Source organism: Kitasatospora sp. NPDC054768, from assembly GCF_053612025.1.
In genome coordinates this window covers 1-12,938 of record NZ_JBSHBN010000049.1, presented here as the reverse complement: position 1 = coordinate 12,938, position 12,938 = coordinate 1, and the positions used below count along the sequence as shown (strand labels likewise).

At 71.9% G+C, this 12,938-nt stretch carries 12 protein-coding genes and 2 tRNA genes; 11 read left to right on the top strand and 3 right to left on the bottom strand.

Annotated features, from left to right (window positions below; all coding sequences use genetic code 11):
• The first annotated feature begins 151 nt into the window (after nucleotides 1-151).
• Nucleotides 152-784 carry a mycothiol-dependent nitroreductase Rv2466c family protein gene (locus ACWGKU_RS17330; protein ID WP_380546617.1) on the top strand — a complete coding sequence of 211 codons (633 nt, stop codon included), beginning with the start codon at nucleotides 152-154 and terminating at the stop codon, nucleotides 782-784.
• A 79-nt stretch (nucleotides 785-863) separates the two neighbouring features.
• On the opposite strand, the gene ACWGKU_RS17325 is transcribed toward ACWGKU_RS17330, so the two are convergent.
• Nucleotides 864-2,288 (bottom strand): amino acid permease, encoded by a 1,425-nt coding sequence (locus tag ACWGKU_RS17325; RefSeq protein WP_380546619.1) that lies wholly within the window; start codon nucleotides 2,286-2,288, stop codon nucleotides 864-866.
• 266 nt (nucleotides 2,289-2,554) lie between these two features.
• Between ACWGKU_RS17325 and ACWGKU_RS17320 the strand changes: the two genes are divergently transcribed.
• From ACWGKU_RS17320 to ACWGKU_RS17305, 4 genes are all read left to right on the top strand, one after another.
• Entirely contained in the window at nucleotides 2,555-3,154 is a 600-nt protein-coding gene (locus tag ACWGKU_RS17320) for a biotin transporter BioY (RefSeq protein WP_380546621.1), read from the top strand.
• 104 nt (nucleotides 3,155-3,258) lie between these two features.
• Nucleotides 3,259-3,744 (top strand): ribose-5-phosphate isomerase, encoded by a 486-nt coding sequence (locus tag ACWGKU_RS17315; protein ID WP_359914820.1) that lies wholly within the window; start codon nucleotides 3,259-3,261, stop codon nucleotides 3,742-3,744.
• A 351-nt stretch (nucleotides 3,745-4,095) separates the two neighbouring features.
• A complete protein-coding gene (locus tag ACWGKU_RS17310; protein WP_359914822.1) occupies nucleotides 4,096-5,322 on the top strand; it encodes a PP2C family protein-serine/threonine phosphatase in 1,227 nt (408 codons plus the stop codon).
• A gap of 478 nt (nucleotides 5,323-5,800) precedes the next feature.
• A complete protein-coding gene (locus ACWGKU_RS17305) occupies nucleotides 5,801-5,998 on the top strand; it encodes a hypothetical protein (protein ID WP_359914825.1) in 198 nt (65 codons plus the stop codon).
• Nucleotides 5,999-6,031: 33 nt separating this feature from the next.
• Here the strand turns inward: ACWGKU_RS17305 and ACWGKU_RS17300 are convergent, their stop codons facing one another.
• Nucleotides 6,032-6,820: a DUF6348 family protein gene (locus tag ACWGKU_RS17300; protein WP_452179542.1), complete on the bottom strand. Its 789-nt coding sequence runs from the start codon at nucleotides 6,818-6,820 to the stop codon at nucleotides 6,032-6,034.
• Nucleotides 6,821-7,010: 190 nt separating this feature from the next.
• Here ACWGKU_RS17300 and ACWGKU_RS17295 point away from each other — a divergent pair, with 190 nt between their 5' ends.
• Nucleotides 7,011-7,568, top strand: a complete 558-nt coding sequence (locus ACWGKU_RS17295) for a DUF6197 family protein (protein ID WP_452179541.1) — start codon at nucleotides 7,011-7,013, stop codon at nucleotides 7,566-7,568.
• A gap of 74 nt (nucleotides 7,569-7,642) precedes the next feature.
• Here the strand turns inward: ACWGKU_RS17295 and ACWGKU_RS17290 are convergent.
• Nucleotides 7,643-7,713: transfer RNA gene (locus tag ACWGKU_RS17290), tRNA-Gly, on the bottom strand.
• Between the two features lie 194 nt (nucleotides 7,714-7,907).
• On the opposite strand from ACWGKU_RS17290, the gene ACWGKU_RS17285 reads away from it, so the two are divergent.
• The 5 genes from ACWGKU_RS17285 to clpX all read left to right on the top strand — a co-directional run bounded on the left by ACWGKU_RS17285 (nucleotide 7,908) and on the right by clpX (nucleotide 12,852).
• Nucleotides 7,908-7,981: transfer RNA gene (locus ACWGKU_RS17285), tRNA-Pro, on the top strand.
• A 306-nt stretch (nucleotides 7,982-8,287) separates the two neighbouring features.
• Complete coding sequence (gene tig, locus ACWGKU_RS17280; RefSeq protein WP_401054011.1) at nucleotides 8,288-9,679, top strand: trigger factor; 1,392 nt, start codon at nucleotides 8,288-8,290, stop codon at nucleotides 9,677-9,679.
• A 268-nt stretch (nucleotides 9,680-9,947) separates the two neighbouring features.
• Entirely contained in the window at nucleotides 9,948-10,568 is a 621-nt protein-coding gene (locus ACWGKU_RS17275) for an ATP-dependent Clp protease proteolytic subunit (protein WP_380353544.1), read from the top strand.
• 55 nt (nucleotides 10,569-10,623) lie between these two features.
• Nucleotides 10,624-11,286, top strand: a complete 663-nt coding sequence (locus tag ACWGKU_RS17270; protein ID WP_380546627.1) for an ATP-dependent Clp protease proteolytic subunit — start codon at nucleotides 10,624-10,626, stop codon at nucleotides 11,284-11,286.
• A gap of 276 nt (nucleotides 11,287-11,562) precedes the next feature.
• On the top strand, nucleotides 11,563-12,852 hold the full coding sequence (clpX, locus tag ACWGKU_RS17265; RefSeq protein ID WP_045696864.1) for an ATP-dependent Clp protease ATP-binding subunit ClpX: 1,290 nt from the start codon (nucleotides 11,563-11,565) through the stop codon (nucleotides 12,850-12,852).
• Nucleotides 12,853-12,938 lie beyond the last annotated feature (86 nt).

Sequence of the window (12,938 nt, the reverse complement as noted above, 5' to 3'; positions counted from 1 at the left end):
GCGCGCGGGGTCATCCTTTCACGCCGCTCGCCGTCAGTACCATTGCACAGGCCGCCGCGTTCGCGCCGGAATCAGCGGCCCCGGGCGGGTGTTGGCGTTCCGGGGGTGGAACTCCTCCCTGCCCAGGATCGCCTCACGAAGGACACCACCAGTGACGACTGCCACTGAGCGCAAGACCGCCGACTTCTGGTTCGACCCGGCCTGCCCGTGGGCGTGGATGACGTCCCGCTGGATGGTCGAGGTCGAGCGGCTGCGTCCGGTCGACGTGCGCTGGCACGTGATGAGCCTGTCGGTGCTCAACGAGCACCGGGACCTCCCGGAGAGCTACCGGGAGCTGCTGGACAACGCCTGGAGCGCGGTGCGGGTCTGCATCGCCGCCGCGGAGCAGCACGGGCCGCAGGTGCTCGGCCGGCTCTACACCGAGCTGGGCGTGCGCTTCCACAACCAGGGCCTGCCGCAGAACCGGGAGACCATCGAGGCCGCCCTGGTGGCCGCGGGCCTGCCGGCGGAGCTGGCCGACGCGGGCGGCACGGACGCCTACGACGACGCCCTGCGCGCCTCGCACAAGGAGGGCATCACCCTGGTCGGCGAGGACGTCGGCACCCCGGTGATCGCGGTCGAGGGCGCGGACGGCGAGCGGGTGGCCTTCTTCGGCCCGGTGGTCACCCCCGCCCCGAAGGGCGAGGCCGCGGCCCGGCTGTGGGACGGCACCCTGCTGGTGGCCTCCACCCCGGGCTTCTACGAGATCAAGCGCACCCGCACGGCCGGCCCGTCCTTCGAGTGAGCCGTACGTAGTTCCCCGCAGACGCGGCAGGGCCCGGTACCGATCGGTACCGGGCCCTCGCCGTGCGTGGACGGGAAGGTCAGCGCAGGGCGGCGTCCCGGCGCTGCTTGAGCAGCCCGGCGACGGTGAGCAGCGCGACCAGCACGCCGGCCGCGTACAGCTGGTCGCGGTTGCCCTCGGTGGTGGTCATCAGGGCGAGGATGGCGGCCACGGCGGCCATCGCGACCCAGGTGAGGTACGGGTAGCCCCACATCTTCACGGTGAGCAGCTCGGGCGCCTCGCGCTCCAGCCGGCGGCGCATCCGCAGCTGGACGACGCAGATGAACAGCCAGACCACCAGGATCGCCACGCCGGTGGTGTTCATCAGCCAGGTGAACACGGTGTCCGGCCAGAACTTGGCCGCCAGCACGGCGCCGAAGCCGAACAGGCAGGAGATCAGCACGGCTCTGCGCGGCACCCCGCCGCTGACCTTGGCCAGCGCCTTGGGGCCCTGGCCGCGGCCGACCAGCGAGTACGCCATCCGGGAGGCGCCGTAGATGTTGGCGTTCATCGCGGACAGCAGCGCGACCAGCACCACCACCTGCATGATCGTTCCGGCGGCGGGCACCCCGAGGTGGCTCAGCACGGTGACGTACGGGCCGTCGGCGACGACCTTCGGGTCCTTCCAGGAGACCAGGGTGACCACCAGGGCCATCGAGCCGATGTAGAAGATCGCGATCCGCCACACCGCGGTGCGCACGGCGTTGGCGACGTTCTTCTTGGGGTCGTCGGACTCGGCGGCGGCGATGGTGACGGTCTCCAGGCCGCCGTACGCGAAGACCGAGGCGAGCAGGCCGATGATCAGTCCGTCGACGCCGTTGGGCAGGAAACCGCCCTGGCCGGTGAGGTTCGCCGTGCCGGGGGCGCCAGGGCCGATCACTCCGGCGATGCCGAGCCCGCCGAGGACCAGGAAGGCGATGATCGCGGCGACCTTGATCGCGGCGAACCAGAACTCGAACTCGCCGAAGTTCTTCACCGCGGTGAGGTTGCTGGCGCAGAAGAAGGCCATGAACAGGCCGACCCAGACCCAGGCGGAGACGCCGGGGATCCAGCCGTTGACGATCTTCCCGGCGGCGGTGGCCTCGGCGGCGACGCCGCAGCAGAGCATCACCCAGTACATCCAGCCGGCCGTGATCCCGGCCCAGGGGCCGATCTCCTTCTCGGCGTGCACCGAGAACGAGCCGGAGGCGGGGCGGGCGGCGGACATCTCGCCGAGCATTCTCATGATCAGCATGACCAGGAGGCCGGAGAGCACGAACGCCAGGATGATCGCCGGGCCGGCGGCCGCGATGCCGGCGCCGGAGCCGACGAAGAGGCCGGCGCCGATCACGCCGCCGAGGGCGATCATGGACAGGTGGCGCTGCTTCAGGCCGTGCGAGAGCTGCTGACCACCCGACGCCGGGCCTGCGGCCGGCTGGGTGCCGTTGGGGGTCCCGGTCGCCGTCGGGGCGGAAGTGGGGGCCATAGGGGTGGTTCCAGACTGTGCGGTATGCGACATGAGCTGTCCAATATCCGGCGGCACCCCTGTCCATGCCAAGAATGTTCGATTCGGGCCCACCATGCGGACCCTGCCGAAACCTACTGTGATCATGCTGTGACCAGGAGTTGTTCCGGTCCGGTTCCGACAATGCCCGAGGGCGGGGGTTTGTCCGAAACCGTGCCGTTCGCCCAGTGGATCACCGCGTAGGTTCACAGGTGTTCACTCACCTGGACTCTCACGGAGGAGCCCCGATGGCCACTGCCACCACCCCGATACCGCGCCGCACCGTCCTCGCCGACCTGCTGCCCGCCGCCTCCACCCGCCTCGGCGCCCAGGCCCGCGACCTGGCCCTGGTGGCCGGCGGCGCCGCGCTGACCGGCCTGGCCGCCCAGCTGTCGGTGAACGTCCCCGGCTCGCCGGTGCCCGTCACCGGCCAGACCTTCGCCGCCCTGCTGGTCGGCACCGCGCTCGGCGCCCGCCGGGGCGTCGCCTCGATGGTGCTCTACCTGCTGGCCGGCATGGCGGGCCTGCCCTGGTTCGCCGAGGGCACCTCGGGCTGGGCGACGGCCTCCTTCGGCTACGTGATCGGCTTCGTCCTCGCCGCCGCCGTGACCGGTGCGCTGGCCCGCCGCGGCGCCGACCGCACCCCGGTCAACACCGCCGTCACCATGGTCCTCGGCAGCCTCGCCATCTACGCGGTCGGCGTCCCGTACCTCGCCCTGTCGCTGCATGTGTCGCTCGCCCGCGCCGCCGAGCTCGGCCTCTACCCGTACCTGGTCGGCGACGCCGTCAAGGCCGCCTTCGCCGCCGGCGCCCTGCCGCTGGCCTGGAAGCTGCTCGGCCGGCGCTGATCCGCCCGGCCGGCCCGCGTCGCCCGGCCGCCCCGCGCCGCCGTCCCACCCGGTCGGCGCCCCCGTTGTCGGGCCCGGGCGCACGCGCATGCCACACTCATGGCATGCGCGTGTACCTGGGCTCAGACCATGCCGGATACGAACTGAAGAACCACCTCGTGGAGTGGCTCAAGGGGGCCGGCCACGAGCCGGTCGACTGCGGGCCGCACATCTACGACGCCGAGGACGACTACCCGCCGTTCTGCCTGCGTGCCGCCGAGCGCACCGCCGCCGACGAGGACGCCCTGGGCATCGTGATCGGCGGCTCGGGCAACGGCGAGGCGATCGCCGCCAACAAGGTCAAGGGCGTCCGGGCCGCGCTGGCCTGGAGCGTGCAGACCGCCGAGCTCGGCCGTCAGCACAACAACGCCAACGTGATCTCCATCGGCGGCCGCATGCACACCCAGGAGGAGGCCACCGAGTTCGTCGAGGTCTTCCTCAAGACCCCGTACAGCGGCGAGCCCCGGCACACCCGCCGGATCGAGATGCTGAGCGAGTACGAGACCACCGGCGAGCTCCCGCCGATCCCGGCCCACCACCCGCAGGGCTGATCCCGCCACCCACCCTCCCCGACGGCCGGCCGCACGCTCCCGTGCGACCGGCCGCCGCCGTGTCCGGACACCCCGGACGGCCCTGGACGCCCCCGGACCTCGCCCGACGGGCCCGCGGCGGCCCGCTCCGCCTGTGGGATCGGCCACAGGCCCCGGCGCTCGGACACCCCCGTACGCGGGGCGCGCACGCCGCCCGCACGGCTCCGTACGCCCAACCGGCGTACGCCTCCTGACGGCACGCCCGCAACCCCGCCGATCGGCCGAAACCCGCCGGGCGCCCCGCGTTCCGGCACCCGCGCCCGCCCCCGGCCCGTCGACGCCGGGCCGTGCCCGTGGATAGGGTCGGACCCCATGGCTGGCAGAGCGCCGGGCACACCGCCCCAGACGACTGCGACGAGGCCCGGCGCCGCCACGGCGTCCGAGTCCGTGACGGCCCGGTTGCGCAAGAGGGTCCGCCGGGTCCGCCGAAGGCTGCGCACAGCCGGTGTGGACTACTTCCGCGGCGGCGCCGCCGACTGGCCGGTGCTCTGCGCGCTCGCCCTGCTCGTCCCGCTGCTGATCCTGCTCAACATCTGGATGCCCGACTGGGCCCCGCCCACCTCCCTGGTCCTGCCGATCCTGGCCGGCGCCCTGCTGCTGCGCCCCGGCAGCCTGGTGGTGCTCTACGCGCTGGCCGCGCTCGGCCTCTCCTCCGAGTCCGTGATCCACACCGGCCAGCGGGTCGCCAGCGACAACCCCGAGGCGTACATCTACGGCGTGACCCCGGGCGCGGCCCTGGTGGTCGGCGCCGCCGGGGTGGGCGGCCTGCTGCTCGCCCAGTTCCGGGCCCGGGTCGGCGTGCCCTGGTGGGGCGGCTCCACCATGCTGTTCGACCTGCGCGAGCGGCTGCGGGTGCAGAGCCGGGTGCCCGAGCTGCCGGAGGGCTGGCACGCGGACATGGCGCTGCGCCCGGCCGGCGGCCAGTCCTTCTCCGGGGACTTCGTGGTCGCCGCCCGCACCGGCCCCGGCCAGCGGCTGCTGGAGGTGGTCCTCGCGGACGTCTCCGGCAAGGGCATGGACGCCGGCTCCCGCGCGCTGCTGCTCTCCGGCGCCTTCGGCGGCCTGGTCGGCTCGCTGCCCGCGCACGACTTCCTGCCCGCCGCCAACGGCTACCTGCTGCGCCAGTCCTGGGAGGAGGGCTTCGCCACCGCCGTCCACCTGGTGCTGGACCTGGACACCGGGGAGTACGAGCTGCTCTCGGCCGGGCACCTGCCGGGCATGCAGCGGCTGGCCGGGGAGGGGCGCTGGGAGGTCAAGCAGGCCGAGGGTCCGCTGCTCGGGATCTACGACGGCGCCAAGTTCGAGGGCGTGCGCGGCCGGCTGAACCGGGGCGACGTGCTGATGCTGTGCACCGACGGCATGGTCGAGGCCCCGGGCCGGGACCTCGGGGAGGGCATGGACCGGCTGATGGGGGAGGCGGACCGGCTGGTGCCCGGCGGCGGACCCGGGACGGGCACGGGCACCGCGGCCGCGCTGATCGAGACGGTCGCCCGGGACATCAACGACGACCGCGCCGTGCTGCTGCTCTGGCGAGACTGACGGTGCCGTCGGGGCACATGCCAAGGGCAGCCGCCGCTGTCAAGCCCGGCAGCTGATCTTCGGCCAATTCGCAGGCCCCGTCGACGGAGCGGACCAGCGGCTTCCGTTCCCCGCCCCCGGCCGTTTTCCGGCCGCTCAGCACGGCCCCGCCGACGATTCGTCAGGACGGCTCCGCTATCGTCCCGGTCGGCGGAAACTCGTCTCGCATCGCAGGATATCGGCGTTGGGCTGACTTTCAGACCTTTACGCAATCGGCACGGTCGACCACACTGAGTCCGGGCGGGACTGTTCAGGATTCGGGGGATTGGGGGCGTCACGTGCGGCACGACAGACAGCGGTCGACTGTGGGCTCCCTCGCCGGCGCTGCGCCGGACGGTCCGCGATTCCGCCTCGGGACCGTCGGACAGGCCGGGGTCCGGCTTTCGCAGGTGCCGCCGGGCGGCGGCACCCCGCTATGAAAACGAGGAAGTGAGTCCGGGTGGCACTCTCCGTCTCCGCACTGGTCCTGTTCGCGATCCTGTGCATCATCTTCATCCGCAACAAGCAGATGAAGATCCCGCACGCGATCGTCGCCGCCCTGTTCGGCTTCATGCTCCACGAGACCACGGTCGCCGGCTCCATCAACTCCCTGCTGGCCAACCTCGCGCACAGCATCTCCGGCATCACCGGCGGCTGACCCGGCCGGGCCGTCCGCACCCTCGCCCAGGGGTCACCGGTCGGCCCGTCTGGCCTCCCGCCAGCGAGCGAACAGTCCCCGGGGGCGCGCCGCCGGGGCCGGGGCACGCATCGGCGCGGGTGCCACCGCACCCGCCGGCGTGTGCTGCCCCGATGCCGTCGGTTCGGCCGTCAGCAGCACGAACAGCCGTGCCCAGCACAGCCGTTCGCCCCGCGGCCAGTCCAGCGCGCGCAGCGCCGCCGACGCCGCCTCCGACACCTCGCCGCCCACCCGGACCTCGGCGACGTCGTCCCCCGCCTTCCCGCCCAGGAAGAGCTTGACGCCCACCGGCCCGGGCCCGGTCAACCCGGCGCGCAGCGCGGGCGTCAGCGCCGGCAGCACCCGGTGCTCGGCGAGCCAGCCCGCCAGGTGCTCGTTGCCGAAGCCGAACACCGCGGCCGGCCCCTGCACCGCGTGCCAGCCCGGGAGTCCGGGCAGGGCCGGGCGGTCGGCGCGGATCCCGCGGCCCCCCGCGACCTCGACCAGCACCGGGGCGGTGGTGGTCGCCCACATCTTCACCGCGTTGGCGAGCTTCTCCTCCTCGGTCTTGCCGAGGCCTGCCGCGCAGTCCCACACCACCGGGGCGTCCGCCCGGCCCAGGTGGAGCGCGAAGCCGAGGTCCACGTGCCCGGCGCCGTCGTCCCCGGGGTGCTCGCGCACCGCCACCGCGGTGGTGCCGGGGCCGCGGACCACCTCGCCGTCCGGGCGGAACACCTGGCCCAGTCGCGCCATCTCCCGGACCACACAGCGCTGAATGACGGCCAGTCGCTCCTGCGGATGCACCGGGACTCCTCCACCTCGGGAGCGCGGCGGCTGAGCTCGCGCTCGAACTGCGCTCGAACGCCGCCGAGGCTATCGGCCCGACAGCCCGCCGGGAAACCATGCGGATCCCGCGGTCCTCCGGTCGCGGAAATGTCCTGGATGCCCCACTTTGGGCAGCGGAACCTGAAGGCCGTCCGCCCGGAGGACCCGCATGCCCCGCACCACCGCCCCGCCCCCGCCCGTCCTCCTCGCCCCCGGGTCGCCGCCGTTCGGCCCGGCCGGCCCGGGGCTGGTCGCCGAGATCGAGGCCTACCTCGCCTCGCTGCCCGCCCCCGCGCGTACCCCGGTGCCGTACGTCTGCCCCCACGGCAGCGTCCTGCGGCCCTGGCAGGCCGGCCACCCCGAGCCCCGGGCCACCCTGCTCGACCGGGCGCTGGGCCGGCCCGCCCGCCCCGTGCCGGTCGGCGCGGCCGACCACCTCCGGCTCGCCTCCCGCTACATCGGGGCGCACGGCTGGCTCCAGGGCGCGATGTGGGACGCGGCCGGCCGGGTCTGCCTGCTCGGCGCGCAGGCCGCCGTCCTGGCGCACGGCTACGGCACCCCGGACACCGTGCGCACCGCCCGGGTCCAGCTGATGGAGGTGCTGCACGCCACCGGCCGCCCCGCGCGCTCCCCGGACGAGTACAACGACCGCCCGACCACCCGGGAGGGCGACGTCCACCAGCTGCTGGACCGGGCCGCCGCCCGGGCCGCACGGCTCGGACTCTGAGGCGGAAGGGGCCGCGACGGCCCCGGGAATGCCGACGGCCCCGGTGCGCTGGGCACACCGGGGCCGGACCGGAGAGCGGGCGACGAGAATCGAACTCGCGTGACTAGTTTGGAAGACTAGGGCTCTACCATTGAGCTACGCCCGCACGACGCTCCCAGCCGTCACCGGCCGGAAGTCCGGGGGACAGCGTACCTGGTCCGGCCGCCCGAGCGCACGCCCCCTCGCCCGGCGCCCTGCGCGCACCCCCTCGCGCCCGCGCGGTATATGTCGCGGTCGCGCCCGCGCGGAACAACCCGGCGAGCCGTGCAGGCCCGGCGTGTACGCTTCCTCTCGGCACCACGGGGTGTGGCGCAGTTTGGTAGCGCGTCCGCTTTGGGAGCGGAAGGCCGTCGGTTCGAATCCGGTCACCCCGACAGTGCGGCAGGGTCTCGCCCGACGGGGGCGGGGCCCTGTTCTGTGTGGGAGCTCTCCGGCGGCGGTACGGTGGCGCCTGGCGTCCGCCTTTCGTGGTACCGGTAGGATGGGGCGCTGGCGGTAGTCCCTGTGGCGTCCACCCAGGTCAACCGCACGAGGGCGAGGAGTCAAGCTCACCGTCCACCCCACGGGAGATGCAGCTCCAACCGCCCATCGCCCGTCTCGTCCGACCCCCTTTCCGGCTCCGGCCGGGTGATGGGGACGGGCGGAGACAACCTGACCGCAAGCCCCTAGGAGACCTAACCGTGAAGAGCGCCGTCGAGACTCTGAACCCGACCCGGGTTCGACTCACCGTCGAGGTGCCCTTCGAGGAGCTCAAGCCCAGCCTCGACGCGGCGTACAAGAAGATCAACCAGCAGGTCTCGGTCCCGGGCTTCCGCAAGGGCAAGATCCCGAACCGGGTCATCGACCAGCGCTTCGGCCGTGGTGCCGTGCTGGAAGAGGCCGTCAACGACGCCCTGCCGCGCTTCTACACGCAGGCCGTCGACGAGGGCAAGATCGAGGTCCTCGGACAGCCCGACATCACCAACATCGAGGGTGTCGAGAAGATCGCCGATGGCGGCGACCTGAAGTTCACCGCCGAGGTCGACGTCCGTCCGGAGGTCACCCTGCCGGAGTTCTCGTCCATCGAGGTGACCGTCGACCCGATCGTCGTCTCCGACGAGGACATCGAGAAGTCGCTGGAGCAGCTGCGCGAGCGCTTCTCCTCGGTCAAGGACGTCGAGCGCGCCGCCGCCGAGGGCGACATCGTGGTCGTGGACCTGGTCGCCAAGGTCGACGGCGAGGTGCCGGACGACGGCACCGCCAACGGCGTCAGCTACGAGATCGGCTCGGGCCGCCTCATCGACGGCATCGACGAGGCCGTCGTCGGCCTGTCGGCCGGCGAGGAGAAGACCTTCGAGACCGAGCTCAAGGGTGGCACCCAGGCGGGCAAGACCTCCGAGGTCACCGTCACCGTCACCGCCGTCCAGGAGAAGGAGCTGCCCGAGCTGGACGACGAGTTCGCCCAGCTGGCCAGCGAGTTCGACACCCTGGAGGACCTGCGCGCCGACTCCCGCAAGCGCCTGGAGCGCATGAAGGAGTACGACCAGGCCACCCAGGCCCAGGAGAAGGTCCTGGACGCGCTGCTCGCCCTGGTTGAGATCGAGTACCCCGAGAAGCTCCTCAAGGACGAGGTCGAGACCCGCAAGCACAACGTGGAGCACCACCAGCTCCAGCCGATGGGCCTCACCCTCGACGCCTACCTGGAGACCCAGGGCAAGACCGCCGAGGAGTGGGACGCGGAGATCGAGGAGCAGGCGAAGAAGGGCATCAAGACCCAGTTCGTCCTGGACCAGATCGTCGCCGACGAGGAGCTGGGTGTTAACCAGGAGGAGCTGACCGAGCACCTCATCCGCCGCGCCGCCGGCTCCGGCCTCACCCCGGACCAGTTCGCCCAGCAGGTCGTCCAGGGCGGCCAGGTTCCGCTGCTGGTCGGCGAGGTCGCCCGCGGCAAGGCGCTGGCCACCGTGGTCGAGGCCGCCAAGGTCGTCGACACCGAGGGCAACGAGATCGACTTCGACGACGAGGACGAGACGGCCGAGACCGTCGAGGCCGCCGCCGAGGAGACCTCCGCCGAGGAGAAGACCGAGGCCTGAGCGCCCCGGTAGCCCCTCCAGGCTGCAGCGGGCCCGGACGCCGTACGGTGTCCGGGCCCGCTGTCGTCCCCGCCCGCGACCACCGCGACCCTGCGCTCACAGCGAACAGTTCTGCGTGAGGGATTCTGCGGCCCGGCCTGCGCGTTAGGGTCCTTGGACAGCACCAATCACGACGTGATACCCGGAAGCTGTGCGACATCGTGACGGCCGTGGAGCGACCGTCCAAACCGACTGAGCAGGTGGCTAAGTGACGTTCCCGCAGATGCAGATGCCTGGCCCGATGGCGCCGCACGCCGCCGCTGGTGACGTGCTCGGCGGCCTTGGCGACCAGGTCTACAACCGGCTGCTCAACGAGCGGATCATCTTCCTCGGCCAGGCGGTCGACGACGACATCGCCAACAAGATCACCGCGCAGCTGCTGCTGCTGGCCGCGGACCCGGACAAGGACATCTTCCTCTACATCAACTCCCCGGGCGGCTCGATCTCGGCCGGCATGGCGATCTACGACACCATGCAGTACATCAAGAACGACGTCGTCACCATCGCGATGGGCATGGCGGCCTCGATGGGCCAGTTCCTGCTCACCGCGGGTGCCCCGGGCAAGCGCTTCTCGCTGCCGAACTCGACCATCCTGATGCACCAGCCCTCCGCGGGCCTCGGCGGTTCCGCCACCGACATCCGCATCCAGGCCGAGCAGCTGCTCCGCACCAAGAAGCGGATGTCCGAGCTGATCGCCCACCACAGCGGCCAGTCCTTCGAGCAGATCACCGCCGACTCCGACCGCGACCGCTGGTTCACCCCGGAGGAGGCCCTGGAGTACGGCCTCATCGACGCGATCATGCACAGCGCCGCGGACGTCCCCGGCGGCGGCGGCACGGGCGCTGCCTGAGCCTCGGCCCGGCCCGCGAGACCACAGCCCCAACGCCCCGGAGGACAAGGACCCCATGAACATCCCCAGCCTGTCGGCCGCCCAGGCCCGCGTCGAGGACATGCGCGCCGAGGGCCGCTACATCGTCCCGCGCTTCGTCGAGCGCACCACGCAGGGCATCCGCGAGTACGACCCGTACGCCAAGCTGTTCGAGGAGCGCATCATCTTCCTCGGCTCGCAGGTCGACGACGTCTCGGCGAACGACATCATGGCGCAGCTGCTGTGCCTGGAGTCGATGGACCCGGACCGCGAGATCCAGATGTACATCAACTCGCCCGGCGGCTCGTTCACGGCCCTGACGGCCATCTACGACACCATGCAGTACGTGAAGCCGGACATCACCACGGTCTGCATGGGCCAGGCGGCCTCCGCCGCGGCCGTGCTGCTCGCCGCCGGCACCCCCGGCAAGCGGATGGCGCTGCCGAACGCCCGCATCCTGATCCACCAGCCGTACACCGAGACCGGCCGCGGCCAGGTGTCCGACCTGGAGATCCAGGCCAAGGAGATCTTCCGGATGCGCGAGCAGCTGGAGGAGATGCTCTCCAAGCACTCCAACCGGACGGCGGAGCAGGTGCGCGACGACATCGAGCGCGACAAGATCCTGACCGCCGAGGAGGCCGCCGAGTACGGCCTGATCGACCAGATCATCTCCACCCGCAAGACCTCGCTGACCTCCTGAGGTCGGCTCCCTCCCGGCCCGCCCCCGGGTCGGAGGGCCGTCGGGGCGGGGTGAGCACCCGGGTGCGCACCCCGCCCCGGCCCATCGGCGGGCCCGCGCGACGGCATCTGTTCGGTATCAATTCGCCCAGGGCGTAGGGCAGACCTGGCGAAGAGGCCGGAATCACGGGCCCGGCAGAGTACCGTCGGATAGCGAGACCGAGCGCCGTCGGCGTTGACGGTCCACAGCACCAGGCCCCGGAACCCTGCGGGGCCCCTGGCGAAGGGGAAGCACCTCGTGGCACGCATCGGAGACGGTGGCGACCTGCTCAAGTGCTCGTTCTGCGGCAAGTCGCAGAAGCAGGTGAAGAAGCTGATCGCCGGCCCAGGCGTGTACATCTGCGACGAGTGCATCGACCTGTGCAACGAGATCATCGAGGAGGAACTCGCCGAGACCTCCGAGGTGCGCTTCGAGGAGCTCCCGAAGCCGCGCGAGATCTACGAGTTCCTGGACCAGTACGTGGTCGGCCAGGACCTCGCCAAGAAGGCGCTGTCGGTCGCCGTCTACAACCACTACAAGCGGGTCCAGGCCGGTGAGGCGGGCCGCAGCGGCGGCAACGGCCGCGAGGACGCCATCGAGCTGGCCAAGTCCAACATCCTGCTGCTGGGCCCCACCGGCTCCGGCAAGACGCTGCTGGCGCAGACCCTGGCCCGGATGCTCAACGTGCCGTTCGCCATCGCGGACGCCACCGCGCTGACCGAGGCCGGCTACGTCGGCGAGGACGTCGAGAACATCCTGCTCAAGCTGATCCAGGCGGCCGACTACGACGTCAAGAAGGCCGAGACCGGGATCATCTACATCGACGAGATCGACAAGGTCGCGCGCAAGAGCGAGAACCCGTCGATCACCCGGGACGTCTCCGGCGAGGGCGTGCAGCAGGCCCTGCTGAAGATCCTGGAGGGCACCACGGCCTCGGTGCCGCCGCAGGGCGGGCGCAAGCACCCGCACCAGGAGTTCATCCAGATCGACACCACCAACGTGCTGTTCATCGTCGGCGGCGCGTTCGCCGGCCTGGAGCGGATCATCGAGGGCCGCGCGGGTGCCAAGGGCATCGGCTTCGGCGCCAACATCCGCTCCAAGCGGGAGTCGGACGCCAGCGACCACTTCCGCCAGGTGATGCCCGAGGACCTGGTGAAGTTCGGCATGATCCCCGAGTTCATCGGCCGTCTCCCGGTGATCACCAGCGTGCACAACCTGGACCGCGAGGCGCTGCTCCAGATCCTCACCGAGCCGCGCAACGCGCTGGTCAAGCAGTACCGCAAGCTGTTCGAACTGGACGGCGTGGAGCTGGAGTTCTCCCGGGACGCGCTGGAGGCGATCGCCGACCAGGCGATCCTGCGCGGCACCGGCGCGCGCGGGCTGCGGGCCATCATGGAGGAGGTGCTGATGTCCGTGATGTACGAGGTTCCCTCGCGCCAGGACGTCGCCCGCGTGGTGGTCACCGGCGACGTGGTCTCCAAGCACGCCATCCCCACCCTGGTGCCGCGCGACATGATCAAGCGCGAGCGCCGGGAGAAGAGCGCCTGACCCGAGGCCTCCGCGACACGGGAGGGGGGCCGCCGCGGGTAGGGGGGGGGGGGCCGCCCCTGGGTCCGGCGGCGGGCGTTGGGGGC

Bases quoted from the DNA above. Each gene is read 5' to 3' on its own strand.
- ACWGKU_RS17320 (WP_380546621.1), top strand. From the start codon at position 2,555: ATGGCCACTGCCACCACCCCGATACCGCGCCGCACCGTCCTCGCCGAC.
- ACWGKU_RS17325 (WP_380546619.1), bottom strand. From the start codon at position 2,288: ATGGCCCCCACTTCCGCCCCGACGGCGACCGGGACCCCCAACGGCACC.
- ACWGKU_RS17270 (WP_380546627.1), top strand. From the start codon at position 10,624: ATGAACATCCCCAGCCTGTCGGCCGCCCAGGCCCGCGTCGAGGACATG.
- ACWGKU_RS17275 (WP_380353544.1), top strand. From the start codon at position 9,948: ATGCCTGGCCCGATGGCGCCGCACGCCGCCGCTGGTGACGTGCTCGGC.
- ACWGKU_RS17315 (WP_359914820.1), top strand. From the start codon at position 3,259: ATGCGCGTGTACCTGGGCTCAGACCATGCCGGATACGAACTGAAGAAC.
- ACWGKU_RS17295 (WP_452179541.1), top strand. From the start codon at position 7,011: ATGCCCCGCACCACCGCCCCGCCCCCGCCCGTCCTCCTCGCCCCCGGG.
- ACWGKU_RS17310 (WP_359914822.1), top strand. From the start codon at position 4,096: ATGGCTGGCAGAGCGCCGGGCACACCGCCCCAGACGACTGCGACGAGG.